Source organism: Vibrio sp. 10N.222.54.A3, assembly GCF_041474095.1.
In the GTDB taxonomy this organism is placed as follows: Bacteria; Pseudomonadota; Gammaproteobacteria; order Enterobacterales; family Vibrionaceae; genus Vibrio; species Vibrio crassostreae_C.
In genome coordinates, this window is the sequence record NZ_JBFRTN010000004.1 from 32222 (window position 1) to 46322 (window position 14101).

The following is a 14101-nucleotide window of genomic DNA, read 5'->3' on the forward strand; positions in this document are numbered from 1 at the left end:
ATTAATCCAACCTAAAACGAATAGGTATTTGTACTCGGTGAGCAATCGCTCGACCATTGACAGTGTGAGGTGAGAATTTCCATTGTTTAATGGCATCTAATGCGGCGTTATCGAGCATTAGCGCGCCTGATGAATTTACTAATGCTTGTTTAATTTGTTTGCCTTCAGCGTCTAGCCAGATCTCATAAGTCGCGACACCTTCAACGCCACGACGTCTTGCTTGGCGAGGGTAATTCGGTGGGGTAGGACGCGCAGAGAACGAAGGCTTAGTGACTAAAACCGGCTCTTGGTTTGATACGCCTTGGTTTACTTCCTGAGACTGGTTGGCAGATTCGTCCATATTCTTATCGACTTTCTTGTCGGCCAGTTTCTCTGGTTGAGTGGCTGGCTCTGGGCGTTCTTTCTTCACCACCTTTTTCTCAGTCACTGGTTTCTTTTGAACAGGCTTTTTCTCGACAACCTTCTTTTCAATCACTTTTTTCTCAACTTTCTTTGGTTGAGGTTTATTGGTGATCGCTTTTTTCTTTGGGGTTGGCTTAGCTTGCTTTGGCTCAATGGCCTTGGGTTCGACAGGTTTAGGTTCAGCTTGTGAGACCGTTTCTTGGATTGGTTCTGGTTCAACCGGCTCCGTGATGGTTTTTTGTTGAGCTGGAGAAGGCGTGCTCTTGGGAGTGAAGTTGATCGATACCGTGTTCGATTGGCTACCTGCAGGCATCGCGAATACTTTGGATTCTTGAGCAACAAATAATAGCGCTGCATGAATCACTAACGATGCACCGCCTGCAATAACATATCTAGGAACGTTCACACTCAATCCTTTACCAAATCCAAAATCTGTATCGGATTATTGCTTAGAATCTAAATAAGATCAATTATCAATTGCATTATCATTTGCGTCTATTTATGATTATTTCAGTTTTAGCGAATAGTCTTCCAGACTTTGCTATGTAAGTGTTTAGAGAGATTATATGAGTCTTAATATCTATAAGTATGACGAATCGGTCTTGGGTATTTCTAGCCCTGATCCGCTTCGTTTTGCGTTTGCTAAAAAGCATTCTGCCCATGCCGGAGGAAGTTCAATTCCGGTCGACCCGAGCAAGAAGTTGGAGCTCTTTGATGAACTGATGTTAAGTGAAGGGCAAAAACAGGATAAACGTTGCTTGTATATCCATATTCCTTTTTGTCGTGTGCGTTGTACGTTCTGCAATTTCTTCCAAAATGCCGCCAGCCGTAAATTAGTCGATGAGTATTTCGATGCGCTGATGGTTGAGCTAAAGCAAAAAGCCAAAACGCCATGGGCTCAGTCTGGACTATTTCACGCCGTCTATATTGGTGGCGGAACACCTACCGATTTGTCTCCTCAACAAGTAGAGCAGTTAGGCAAGGCTATTCGCCAATATTTCCCACTAGCGAACGATGTTGAGATGACATTGGAAGGGCGAATCAATCGATTTGGTGACGAGATGTTTGATCGTACGCTTGAAGGTGGCTTCAATCGTTTCTCATTCGGTATTCAAAGTTTCAATACTCAAGTTCGACGTAGTGCTAAGCGCCTTGATGACCGAGAGGTTGTGCTAGAACGTATCAGTTCACTGAGTCGTACCGAGCAAGCGCCAATCGTTCTTGATCTGCTATACGGATTACCGCACCAATCTATGGAAGTGTTCCAACAAGATTTAGAAGACTACATGTCTACTGGCGCACACGGCATTGACCTCTACCAACTGATCGTTTCGGGCAATGCTCCTATGCTGAATCTCGTTGAGAAAGGAAAAATCCCACCACCGGCCAATACGCCAGATCAGGCGAGTATGTATTTGGCGGGTGTGGAGTTCATGGCAAAAAATAAGGTCAAGCAACTGAGCGTAAACCACTGGACTCGTGATAACCGCGAACGCAGCATTTACAACAGCTTAGCGAAAACTTATGCCGAAGTTCTACCCATTGGTTGTGGCGCTGGTGGCAACATCGGCGGTCATGGTGTGATGCAGCATCGAACTTTAGACAGCTACATGGAGTCTATAAAGCAAGGTCAATTACCTATTGCCATGATGACTAAGCAAAGCTCATTAGAGCCTATCTTCTCAACATTAAAGGCAGGTTTCGATTCTGGTGTTGTTAGAAGAAGTACGCTACCGAGATTTATGGGGCAAGATACGTTCGACTACCTCAAGCCTTTGTTCGCGCATTGGGAAAAGAACGGTTTAGTTGAGCTTTCGGAAGATTATCTGAGCCTGACTGTTGCTGGCAGCTTTTGGGCGGTAAGCCTAGCGCAGAGTGTGATTCAAGTGCTTAACGCTGAATACCAAGCTATGCACCCAGCGCCTAAAGCGTCAGGTTCGGGCGTACACCCGCATGCAAGTTTGAAGCACGCTTAATATCGAATTTTTAGTTTATAACTTACTCGTTTATACGGAACATATTCAATGACAGATACAACATTAGAAATGACAGAAACTCTAGAACAACGCGTAGCTCTAATTTTAGAAGAAGAGCCAAAACTACTGCCAACAGCAATTGCTGAGAAGCTAGGTGTTTCAGAGGTTGAAGTGGTTGCTGCTTTTCCAAACGACATGGCGGTAATGCTAGATGGCAGCCGTGCTCAAGAGATTCTAGAAGGTTTAGTGGGTTGGGGCCCTGTGACCACTATCGTGCATTCATTTGGTTCTATCTTTGAAGTTAAAGCGCCATTCCCGAAAGGTAAGGTAGCGCGTGGTTACTACAACCTAATGGGCAAAGAGGGCGAGCTTCATGGTCACCTTAAACTTGATAACGTTAAACATATCGGTTTGGTGAGCAAGGCGTTCATGGGTCGTGAAAGTCATTACTTCGGCTTCTTCAGTGAAACCGGTGAGAACATTTTTAAGATCTACCTAGGTCGCAACGAAAAGCGTGAGCTTATTGCCGACCAAGTAGAACGCTTCAAAGCGCTAAAAGAACAAGCTTAAGTTCAATTTACAGTAAATAATCAGCAGCAATCTTACATAGGGTTGCCAACTGGCTTAAACAAGACATCAATGCTCGAGGATCGTTTAGTTCGCTAATGATCGCTCAACCTTGGGCAAAAATAATAAATCAGAGAAAGTGAAGAAAGGAATTACCCATGGAACAGCAAGTAAAACAAGAACGTCTACAAGGTCGCCTAGGTCCAGAAATTAAAGAGTTTCGCCAAGAGCGCCGTACCCTTCAACTTGCAACGGTTGATGAAGAAGGTCGCCCGAACGTAAGTTACGCACCTTTCGTTCAGAACCAAGAAGGTTACTTTGTTCTAATTTCTGATATTGCTCGTCATGCTCGTAACTTGAAAGCGAACCCTCAGGTATCTTTGATGATGATTGAAGACGAAGAGAGCTCGAAGCAGCTTTACGCACGTAAGCGTTTAACGTTTGATGCTCAAGCAAGTGTTGTGGAGCGTGAAACGGAACTTTGGACTCAAGTGATTGGCCAGATGCAAGAGCGTTTTGGTGAAATCATTGATGGTTTGAGCCAACTTCAAGACTTCTCTCTGTTTAACCTTAAAGCTGAGAACGGCCTGTTCGTTAAAGGCTTTGGTCAAGCATACCAAGTGTCAGGCGACGATCTGGTGGACTTCGTTCACCTACAAGAAGGCCACAAAAAAGTATCTAACGAGTAATCTCGTTTAACCGATTTCTTTAGGAGCCCTCCAATGTGAGGGCTTTTTTATGTCTAAATCAAAGAGTTTGGTATATTGACGTTTGATGACTATTTATGTGTAAGGATCGGTACGTGAAACCAGTAAGTCGAGATTGGGACGAGTTCTGTTACCCGTTTATTTATGAAGACAGTCCTATCTGTGATTTTGAGATTTTGTCGGATGAACTTTGTTGCCGAGTTGGATTGGTGTTGTCTTTAGAGCTAGAGCCTCAGGTTCGTGAGATCCTGCAACGCTTGCAGCCAAACATCTACCATTTGAATGGCTCTGTGCGCGGTAAGCTTGCCATCACCGAGTCTGAATTGGTCGAGCTCAAGCAAGATTATCATCGTATCCGTGAGCAGTTAGAAGGGGGGGTTAAAGGCTTTGTCTTACCCGGTGGACACCGAGTGTCTAGTGAACTTCACTTGTGTCGTTGTCAGGCTAAGAAAGTTGTGCGAGCTTTGGTGAGTATTGAACATCATGAAAGCAAAAAGTCGCCAGACCCGATTCTTTTTAAATACGCCAACCTAGTCGCGAACACTCTCTATGCATTGGCCTCTTTTACCAATCATGTGAATGAAGTCGAGGAAGTGGAATTTGTGAGTAAGAGCTACTCTATGCCGAAAAAGTCTATGCCAGAAAACAAAGACTAACGGTTAGCTCTATTCTTATTAAGATTTGAAGAAAGAAGAGACTAAGAAGCTAAACCATTGAGCACTATGCCAGGTTTAGCTTCTATAACAGAGCCTAAGCAGCCGTAGAGGCGCCGTTTAAGACTTTTGCGCCGCGTAGCATAGCTTCGATTAATTCACCCGCGTTGAACTTCTCAAGCGCTTCATGCGCCCCCACCTGATTAGCACGGTCGACACAGATCTCACTGGACAGTGAGGTATGCAAAATACAGTAAGCGTGACTTAAAGCGCTGTCGTTTTGCACTTCAAATGCAAGCTCATAACCATCTAATCCCGGCATCTCGATATCACTCACCAGAAGATCAATGGCATTGCCAGCGCTGGCTTGGCGTCGCATTAGGTCGATGGCATCTAAGCCGTTGTTACATATGCTGTAAGGGATGTTGATGCTGTCTAAGGCATCAGATAACTGTTTACGTGCAATCAAAGAGTCATCCACTAATAAGATGTTCAATGCTTTGAGGCGTTCCCTTTCTACATCGGTCAGCATCGGGATATGAGCATTCTCATAAGCTGGGTAGATCTTAGAAAGCAGCAGTTCCACATCGAGCATTTGCACAATACGGTCTTCAAAACGTGTAATACCCGTTACAAACACATTGCGACCCACACTGGTGGGTGGAGATTCAATGCTCTTCCAGTCGCATTCAATGATTTTATCAATTGAACGAACCAAGAACGCCACAACTGTTCTCAAACAGTCAGTAACGATGAGTACACAATCTTGGTATTCAGCGGGTGTTATCGGACGGAAGCCAATCGCAGCGGACATATCAATCACAGGAACTGTAAGGTCGCGGATAGTCACTGTACCAATCACGTGATGATGGGAGTAGGGGATCTGAGTCATCGGCTGAAAAGGGACGATTTCTCTGACCTTAAGCGTGCCAATCGCAAAACTTTGAGTGAGGGACAACTTGAACATCAACATTCCCTGTGACTGACTCGCTTTACTGATCGGTTTGGCCATAAGTGGCTCCTACTTAATACGCGCTTAATTTATAAGGATTAATTTAAAGGGAAATGGAAGCCGCAGCAAGTCGCGATGCGGTTTTTAATGGCCTTTAAGGCAGTTGTTTTCGGTTATAGAGTGAAGAATAGCGGTTCTTGGGTTAAAATCACGCTAAACGCTGGCTGTCGATGAATTTATGTCGATAAGCCGTTAGCGGCAAACAGATTTACAACAGTCAGTTCATTCGCGATGTTCTAAGTAATCGTCGTAAGTAAACTGGCAGCAACAAACTGAGAATTATCATGGCAAGAACAGCAGCAGCGCTTCATATTTTGGTGAAGCATAAAGAACTAGCAGAAGACATCATGACGCAGCTTAAAAAGGGCGCTAAATTTCAAACGCTAGCGAAGAAACATTCAACCTGTCCATCTGGTAAAAAGGGCGGCGACCTAGGTGAGTTCAAAAAAGGTCAAATGGTGCCTCAGTTTGATAAGGTTTGTTTCTCTGGCGAGACGCTTGTACCACACCTTGTGAAAACAAAATTTGGCTGGCACGTCGTGAAGGTTCTTTACAGAACTTAGTTATAAATATGTGTTAGATTGAATAAAAGGAGCGTATATACGCTCCTTTTTTGTGACTTTTGTGCGCGTTTTAAAGCACTACGGTTGAGTGTTCATCCCAGACGTTATGCGATAATTGGTGCTACGCCCTCAACCATCCACCGTGAGTAATTGGTAGGAGGAGGAGGGTTTTTAATGAGTAACTCATATAATAAATGCCATTCTTGAGGAAATTTATTGCAGCTTTGCCTTTTAGCCTTTGCCTTTTCTAAAAAGCTGTAAACGAGTTTGGTAGGAGAACAACATGGAGAGTTCAGCTATGTTAAGCAAACCAGCGACAGATGTCATATTGCATGCCTTTGACTGGTGCTACGCTGACGTAATGAAGAACGCCCCACTGATCCAAGAGTTGGGTTATAAATCTGTTTTAGTATCACCGGCGATGAAATCGCTGCGCGGCCCTAAAGGTTGCGATCGAAATTCTGGCACTCAATGGTGGCAACGCTATCAGCCCCAAGACTATCGTGTGATCGATAATCAGTTGGGTGACACACAAGATTTTAAAGCGATGGTCGACACGTTAAAGCGACATGGGCTTCGTACTTATGTGGATGTGGTGTTTAACCACATGGCCAACGAATCGGGTATCCGCGGTGATCTAACGTATCCCAATCAGCAAGACATGGCGTCTTATCAAAAAGATGCTGACTATTATGAATCCATACGTTTGTTTGGTGACCTTTCTGAGCCTCTATTTGATGAGAACGACTTCGTGGAGGCGTTTGGCATCAAGAACTGGAAAGACACTTGGGAAGTGCAAAACGGGCGTATTACCGGTGGCGCGAGCGACCCTGGCCTGCCAACGCTGCTTGATAACGATAATGTGGTGGCACAGCAAAGAGCCTACCTAAAAGCACTGAAAGAGATTGGTGTGAAAGGGTTTCGCATTGACGCGGCAAAGCACATGACACTGGCACATCTACGCAAGGTGTGGACTGATGACATCTGCGAAGAAATGCACATCTTCGGTGAGATCATTACCGATGGCGGCGCGACAGAAGAAGAGTATGAGCTGTTCCTTGAGCCTTATCTTAAACACACTCGCTTAGGCGCTTACGATTTCCCGTTGTTCAACACCATCTTCAAAGCATTTGAAGAGCAGGGCAGCTTTAAGTCTTTGATTAACCCATACTGTTTTGGTCAGGCTCTGTCGAATATGCGAGCGATCACGTTTGCGGTCACTCATGATATTCCCAATAACGAGGTGTTTTTGGAGCATGTGATGGATGAAGTGGATGAGCGATTGGCTCATGCTTTCATTCTTGGTCGAGACGGCGGTGTGCCGCTTGTTTACAGTGAACTGAGCACCAGCGGTATTCTGGACAAGAGCGGTCAGCCTCGTTGGCTTAACGACTGGCAAGCGCCTTACATGAAAAGCATGATTCAATTCCATAACCATGTTCATGGCGAAGCGATGCGTGTGGTTGAAGCGAATGATGATTTGTTGGTGTTTGTCCGTGGCGATAAAGGCATTGTGGTGATCAACAAGTCGAAGCGAAGCAAAACAGCCTCATTAAATTGGACTGGTGCGGTAACCGATTTACTGTCGGATGATGTGTTTGAATGTGTTGGTAAGGATTTAACCATCAAGGTGGAATCGAACCAATGCATGATGTTAACGACGAATGAATTGAAGCCTGTCACGAGTTAACTTGGATAGACTAGAAAGAGAAGCCCCGCTTACTGGCAATCAGTAATCGGGGCTTTTTATTTTAAGCTATTGCTCGGTAACTAAACCAAATGGCGACTCAGCCAAACGGCAACTGAGCCAAACCTTGGTTAAACCGTAAACTTATTCAATAGCTCGTCTTGTTGGCGAACATTGTCAGTTTGCTGCTGCATTGCGGTATTCGCTTCTTGGGCCGCTGTTGATACTTGTGTTGAAAGGTCTTTGATCTTAACAGTGTTGTTATTGATCTCTTCCGCTACTAAGCTCTGCTCTTCTGCCGCTGAAGCAATCTGGATGTTCATATCTGAGATGCGTTGAATCGCGTCACGGATACGGTCAAGTGAAGAGTTCGCTTGCTGAGCGCGTTCAACGGCGTCAGTGGCTGTGTCTTTACTTTGGTTCATCGCGTTCGATACTGAGCTTGCACCCGCTTGGAGCTGCTCGATCATGTTGCGGATTTCCGTAGTTGATTCTTGAGTACGTTGTGCCAGAGTACGAACTTCATCGGCAACGACTGCGAAACCACGGCCTGATTCACCAGCACGCGCCGCTTCAATAGCTGCATTCAATGCCAGTAGGTTGGTTTGGTCTGCAATATCGTTGATTACTTTTAGAATCGTTTCGATGTTGGCTGTTGCTGATTCAAGTACTTGTACTTCGGCAACCGCTTGGTCGATACGAGCTGAAAGGTTATCAATCGCTTGAGTGGTGTCACTTACGACAGATGTGCCGTCTAGCGTTGCTTCATCAGCTTCACGAGCCGCCGCAGCCGCGCCTTGAGCGTTGTTCGCCACTTCAGTTGCAGTCACCGCCATCTCGTTCATTGCAGTCGCTAACTGTTCAAGCTCTTGAAGTTGCGTATTCATCGCGTTTGCTGATTCGCCTGCACCTTTAACCGTGATTTCAGTACCGCGTTTAATCTCAACACCAATCGCTTTCGATTGAATAATTTGATTTTGCAGGTTTTCGGTAAAGGTGTTGAAGCCTTTCGCTAGGTCAGAGAACTCTTGGTCTGTGTTGGTATCTAGGCGCTTAGTTAAGTCACCTTGTCCACTTGCTACATCTTGAATCGCTTGGTTAAGTGCATCCAGTGGACGCATTAACACGCGAATTAGAACTGTTAGAGCAATGATGCTGAGAATTACCGCAATTAAAGAGTAGATCATTGAGCTGTTCTTCAACTCTTCAACGGTTTGGAAAGCGATCTCTTCATCCAGGATGGCACCGATGTACCAATCTTCACTAGGGATGTGGGTGAAATTAACTAGGAACATTTTGCCGTCGACTTCAATTTCTTGAGAGCCTTCACGAATAGTCGCTTGTGGCATGTAGCTTGATAGCGTTTCACCGTTGTTTTTCGCATTTGGGTGAGCAATCGTGGTGCCGTCGGCTGTTACTAGGAACAGGTAACCCGCATCAAACAAGTTCACTTGGTTGATCAAGGTAGCAAGGTTCGTCAATTCTAGGTCGTAGAACATACCCGCAGTAAAGCGGCCGTTGTCTTTAACTGGAGTACCTACTGATATGATGACTTTCTTACTTGATGCATCCACATAAGGAGCGGTAACAACTAAACTGTTTTTGGATTTAGCATCAATGTACCAAGGACGAATTCGTGGGTCGTAGTCTGGACCGGCATCCCAACCATCATCATTTTCAATAACGAAACCGTTTGCTTCATAACCAAAACCAACCGCTAGGAAGCTGTTTTTAAGCTTTGGCTTTTCTAAGATTTCTTTAACGTAAGCGCGATCTTCAGGGTTGATCTCGATGACTTCAGTCGTCGATTGAGCCAACGCTTTCTTGGCGTTCATCTCCGATACGACGGTATTTTTCACGCCCGAGACCATCTCTTTCAGGCTCGCATTGACGTGGTTTTCTACTGCACTTCTTACGGTGTAAAGTTGTTGTATTGAAAGCAATGATACTGTCACTAGCAGCAAGGCTGATGATGCAGCAACCACCTTATGGCTAAATTTCATTGAGTTTTCCCCTTCTCACAGGCTTTGCGAAGACTAAAGTTAATCGTGTTTTTGTAATTATATATATCGACTAGATTGGATTTTACTTGAATGTAATTTCACAAAATAGACTACAAAAATACAACAACCTAAACAATGCAAAATTCACTAAAGCGCATATTTGTTGCTTTTAGTATTTGGTTCAATGAGTTGGGGAATGGGGCTAGACGGAGTTTAAGGAGGAATTAAGAATGTATTAATTTGATAGTTATGCGTTCAGTTTTCTATTAAAAAGAGGCGGGGTGAATAAACGATATGAAATCAAATGACATGCAGAGCTTATAAATTAATTGAACTCCAAATAATACTGTGTATATATTTTCGCAAATAAAAAGCCCCACAAAAGTGAGGCTTTATAAACTGAATCTTTATTGAGTTACATAAGTAGTATCTAATTTAGAATATTAGATGCGCTACACCAGCGATAACTGGAAGCGTAATTAACGTACGTAGAATAAAGATAATAAACAGTTCTAAGATGTTCACTGGAATCTTACTGCCTAGAAGTAGAGCGCCCACCTCAGACATGTAGATCAGCTGAGTTACCGACATTGCTGCAATAACAAAGCGAGTCATCTCGTTGTCGATAGAAGCCGCAAGGATTGCTGGGATAAACATGTCCGCAAAACCAACAACAATCGTTTCAGATGCTGCAACCGCTTCAGGAACACCAAGTAGCTCTAGGAATGGAATGAAAGGCTGACCTAGGATTGAGAACACAGACGTGTATTCCGCAATAACTAGTGCCATTGTACCTAAACCCATAACAACAGGCAGTACGCCAAATACCATATCTACGGCGTTACGAACGCCTTCGCCAAATACAGATTTAGCCGACTTTACTTGAGATGCTTTATTTACCGCTAGCTCAAGACCCCAAGAGAACGTTGAGTGACCTGCTGGGATCGCGTCAGCGTCTTTGTGCGGCTTGCTGCCATCAATGAAAGTATCTTTCTTCATGCTTAGTGGTGGAAGGCGAGGGATGATCACCGCTGCCACAATACCCGCTAAACAGATTGCTGCGTAGAAAGGTAGGAACAGGTGCTCTAGTTCTACCTGAGCAATAACCACAAGACTGAATGTGATAGATACTGCTGAGAAAGTCGTACCAACAACCGCAGCTTCACGCTGAGTGTAGAATTTCTTCTCGTACTGTTTGCTTGTAAGCAGGATACCAACACTGCCGTCACCCAACCAAGAAGCCATACAGTCAATAGCACTGCGGCCTGGTAGGTTGAAGATTGGACGCATGATTTTACTTAGTAGCGTGCCAAACAGCTCTAGTAGACCAAAGTTAAGTAGAAGCGGAAGTAGCAAACCAGCAAAGATGAATACTGAGAACAGTGTCGGAAGCAGGCCTTCTAGAACCAGACCACCAGTATTTTCTTCCCAAATAACCTCAGGGCCAACTTGGAAGAAAGCCATAACGGCTGCAGCACCACCAATTAAACGAACCAGCAACCACAGTGGAGATGGGTTGAAAAGGCCGTTTAAAAATGAATTTGATGTAATGAATGTAGGCTTAAAAATGGTGCTTAAAACTGAAGCTACAGACATGAAAGCAACGATCGCAGTGATGATAGGGACTAGATATTCACCGAAAACCGCTTGAATTGATTTGGCTAAGATAGCTACAGGGATGGTTAGATCACCTTGATAGCTGATTGGCGCCATGAAAAGGAATAAACCAATCAATGATGGGATTAAGAAAACCCAGAAACTGCCTTTAGATTTCTCTGTTTGAGCAGTATTCTTGTTGTTAGACATGTTATTGTTCTCGAATTTCTACACGTAAAAAAGCCACATCCTTGGCATTTTTATTCACTAAACGTCCGTATTTTCTCATTGGGTGCAAGATTACCCAGTATTAATATCGCTTGCAATACTATTCATCAAATATAGCTAAATATTCATACTGGTTATTCTGCAACGTATTAAGAGTTTAGAATAAAGTGTTGCGGATGTTACGTAGTTTGAGGTTATATTGCCAGATATTTATAAATTGACTGGGGTTTCAGTTCGATAGGTCAAGTATAACCAGTAGCTAAACGCAATAATGAAAGCAAAAGAGGCAGGGAAAGCCAATGCCAAGATTTCGAAGCGTTGGAACAGACAAGCGCCAATTAAGCCGCCAAACAGGAAGCCAACCACAATGAAAATTAGCAGTTTGGCTTTACGGCGGTCAAAAGGCATCCCCTTTAAGCGAGCGCCAATCATGATCCCAAGATCGGTAATGATCCCGCTCATGTGTGTTGTTCGAATGATTGCCCCGCTGTAAGTGGTGATCATCGCGTTCTGCAAACCACACGCGGCTGAAGCGAAATACTGACCTGAAGTATAGCCTTGCAACAGTGTCCACAGCGCCAAAAACAGCAATCCACCCTCAATACATAGTGCAACACCGTAACGGCGTCCTAACTTCAATGCTTGGTTTTCAATAAAGAACCCGCTGAACGCCGCACCTAACATGAAGCTCATGATCACCAATAGGAGGTGAACAGAAGCCGAGGTCGGTGTAAGCAGGCTACTGCCTAGCAAAGACATGGTGCCGGAGATATGGGAGATAGCTTGATGTTGGAAGCCAAGTAAGCCGATAGCATTAACACTGCCAGCAAGACCAGCTAACAAAAGGGCGCCGTATTCAACCCAGCGAGGTAACTTAGAAATCATGTGGTTCACCCTGGGTTAAATAGAGGAGCAAGATTATAACGCTAGACAAAAGATACGCTAGCGCTGTGAAGCGGTGATATTTGATCTTAGGCAACAGTATTGCAGTTTGTTTTAATACTGTTGCTATATAAAGATAACGGTCAATAACGAGATAAAGATAACGCTCAATGACGAACTAGTTGTAATGGCTCATTTGGTGGTCGAACTTAACCCAACCGTGTTTGCGTTCTTCATAAACCGAAAAGCTCGGCAGTGGGAAGTCTTGCTCTTTAAATAATCCGAGCGGGACGATATAAAAATCAGCGGCGGCAACCGACTGCAAAAGCATGGTGGTGCCACACTTGGGACAAAACTGATAGGTGACTTCATTACCCGTATCGCTGATGCGTGAAAAAGAGGTCACTTCACCGCTGAGTGTAACTTGTTCTATTGGGAACCGAGCCTGAACGCCGAACACACTTCCGGTGCGTTTCTGACACTCATAGCAATGGCAGACAGATGTACGTTGAGGTTCACCTCGGCATACTAGGTTGACTGCTCCACAGCGGCATTCGCAACTTCTGATATTTCTGTCTTTAATATGATTGATATCCATCCATGCTCCACTTCTGGTTAACCCTGTATTGATAATTATACTAAAGCCCTTTATGGTCTGCACAACTGGATGAAAACAAAAGAATATAATTGCCCATGAAAAAGAAAATCTTACCTATCCCTCTGATTCTACTGATTCCAATTGTCATGCTGGTTGTGGTGATAGTAGCGGGTATTTATCGCTTTAGCTTAAGTGATGAAGAGATCTTGGCGAAGTTTCCTTCTTCTCAAGTGAGTTATGACCCAGTCGTAGAAACCGTTTTTGATTTGAAGACGACCAATCCATGGACAATTAAAGTTCCTGAGACTAACGCCTACGCTTTTATCAATGAAGTTGATGAGCCTAGAGCCATCGCGTTTGGACGCTATGACTCAGGTGTTGAGCGCGGTGTGGTAACGGTAGACACCAATAATCTTTCAGCCGCCACGTTGGGCAAGGCGAGTTTCTTTGTCGCGCCGATGTGGATATCTAACCAAGGCAGCGGTGTTTTCTATTATCTAGGCCTGTTTAAGCATGACCAGCAACGAAGCCGTGTGGTGTTAGTCGACCAACTTTTACTGGGTGATCGTATACAAATTCAGACATTGGAGGTAGCTCAGCAGCCAGGTTCGCAATCACAGAATAAACTTACTGGGGAAGGTTTTATCGGCTTTACTCAGCATTCTGCGGAACAATCATTTGCAGAACCCCCTTCTGAAAAGGTGTTAATGAGTTTTTCTTTTGATACGCAATCAATTGGTAAGCAATAACGTTTTCGTGAATGTAAGGATCTGTTGTTTATGTGAGCCAAATTACATATTATCTTAGTTAGATGAATGAAATTTAGACACAGTTAGCTTTGTGTCCGCTTATTATTACTAATGGAGCTTGCGAATGATTAATAAACGTTTTTTTAAGACGAAAGATGAAGTTGAAGTGACCTTCGAGCTAGAAGCTCAAGAAGCGAACTCTGTATCCATCGTTGCTGACTTTCTTGATTGGAAAGCCACCCCAATGAAAAAACTGGCCAAAGGTAAGGTTTACAAGTTTAAAACTCGCCTACCTAAAGGTGGCGAGTTTCAATTCCGCTACCTAGTTGATGACCAACAATGGGTGAACGATGCGAATGCCGATCGTTACATCCCAAATGAATTTGGTGAAGACAACTGCCTAGTGTCGACGGTAAACGCATAATCTTTTCTTAAAACCAGCGACTAATTTGCTTCGTTTATTAATTATTCGAAACGG

At 44.1% G+C, this 14101-nt stretch carries 14 protein-coding genes; 8 read left to right on the plus strand and 6 right to left on the minus strand.

The window, feature by feature from the left end:
• Position 1 precedes the first annotated feature (1 nt).
• The gene (locus tag AB4507_RS00800) at positions 2 to 808 is read right to left on the minus strand and encodes a TonB family protein (protein WP_372182052.1); all 807 of its coding nucleotides are present in this window, start codon (positions 806 to 808) and stop codon (positions 2 to 4) included.
• Between the two features lie 160 nt (positions 809 to 968).
• On the opposite strand from AB4507_RS00800, the gene hutW reads away from it, so the two are divergent.
• The 4 genes from hutW to AB4507_RS00820 all read left to right on the plus strand — a co-directional run bounded on the left by hutW (position 969) and on the right by AB4507_RS00820 (position 4308).
• Complete coding sequence (gene hutW / locus AB4507_RS00805; RefSeq protein WP_372182053.1) at positions 969 to 2378, plus strand: heme anaerobic degradation radical SAM methyltransferase ChuW/HutW; 1410 nt, start codon at positions 969 to 971, stop codon at positions 2376 to 2378.
• A 48-nt stretch (positions 2379 to 2426) separates the two neighbouring features.
• Entirely contained in the window at positions 2427 to 2948 is a 522-nt protein-coding gene (gene hutX / locus AB4507_RS00810; RefSeq protein WP_016784265.1) for a heme utilization cystosolic carrier protein HutX, read from the plus strand.
• Between the two features lie 155 nt (positions 2949 to 3103).
• Complete coding sequence (hutZ, locus tag AB4507_RS00815; RefSeq protein WP_004731858.1) at positions 3104 to 3634, plus strand: heme utilization protein HutZ; 531 nt, start codon at positions 3104 to 3106, stop codon at positions 3632 to 3634.
• 113 nt (positions 3635 to 3747) lie between these two features.
• A complete protein-coding gene (locus tag AB4507_RS00820; protein WP_017062752.1) occupies positions 3748 to 4308 on the plus strand; it encodes an ATP:cob(I)alamin adenosyltransferase in 561 nt (186 codons plus the stop codon).
• Between the two features lie 94 nt (positions 4309 to 4402).
• Here the strand turns inward: AB4507_RS00820 and AB4507_RS00825 are convergent, their stop codons facing one another.
• Positions 4403 to 5317 (minus strand): chemotaxis protein, encoded by a 915-nt coding sequence (locus AB4507_RS00825; RefSeq protein WP_017062751.1) that lies wholly within the window; start codon positions 5315 to 5317, stop codon positions 4403 to 4405.
• Between the two features lie 281 nt (positions 5318 to 5598).
• Here AB4507_RS00825 and ppiC point away from each other — a divergent pair, with 281 nt between their 5' ends.
• Positions 5599 to 5880 (plus strand): peptidylprolyl isomerase PpiC, encoded by a 282-nt coding sequence (gene ppiC, locus AB4507_RS00830; RefSeq protein ID WP_258185064.1) that lies wholly within the window; start codon positions 5599 to 5601, stop codon positions 5878 to 5880.
• A gap of 283 nt (positions 5881 to 6163) precedes the next feature.
• Complete coding sequence (locus AB4507_RS00835; protein ID WP_017062749.1) at positions 6164 to 7570, plus strand: alpha-amylase family glycosyl hydrolase; 1407 nt, start codon at positions 6164 to 6166, stop codon at positions 7568 to 7570.
• A gap of 128 nt (positions 7571 to 7698) precedes the next feature.
• On the opposite strand, the gene AB4507_RS00840 is transcribed toward AB4507_RS00835, so the two are convergent.
• From AB4507_RS00840 to AB4507_RS00855, 4 genes are all read right to left on the minus strand, one after another.
• Positions 7699 to 9570, minus strand: a complete 1872-nt coding sequence (locus AB4507_RS00840) for a methyl-accepting chemotaxis protein (protein WP_372156715.1) — start codon at positions 9568 to 9570, stop codon at positions 7699 to 7701.
• A 435-nt stretch (positions 9571 to 10005) separates the two neighbouring features.
• Entirely contained in the window at positions 10006 to 11376 is a 1371-nt protein-coding gene (locus AB4507_RS00845; protein ID WP_017067418.1) for a YjiH family protein, read from the minus strand.
• 228 nt (positions 11377 to 11604) lie between these two features.
• Positions 11605 to 12279: a YoaK family protein gene (locus tag AB4507_RS00850; protein WP_017062746.1), complete on the minus strand. Its 675-nt coding sequence runs from the start codon at positions 12277 to 12279 to the stop codon at positions 11605 to 11607.
• Positions 12280 to 12454: 175 nt separating this feature from the next.
• A complete protein-coding gene (locus tag AB4507_RS00855; RefSeq protein WP_170926836.1) occupies positions 12455 to 12937 on the minus strand; it encodes a GFA family protein in 483 nt (160 codons plus the stop codon).
• 32 nt (positions 12938 to 12969) lie between these two features.
• On the opposite strand from AB4507_RS00855, the gene AB4507_RS00860 reads away from it, so the two are divergent.
• Together AB4507_RS00860 and AB4507_RS00865 are read left to right on the plus strand one after the other, a co-directional pair.
• The gene (locus AB4507_RS00860) at positions 12970 to 13623 is read left to right on the plus strand and encodes a hypothetical protein (protein WP_017064322.1); all 654 of its coding nucleotides are present in this window, start codon (positions 12970 to 12972) and stop codon (positions 13621 to 13623) included.
• A gap of 124 nt (positions 13624 to 13747) precedes the next feature.
• Positions 13748 to 14047, plus strand: a complete 300-nt coding sequence (locus AB4507_RS00865) for an isoamylase early set domain-containing protein (RefSeq protein ID WP_372182054.1) — start codon at positions 13748 to 13750, stop codon at positions 14045 to 14047.
• The last annotated feature ends 54 nt before the right edge of the window (positions 14048 to 14101 follow it).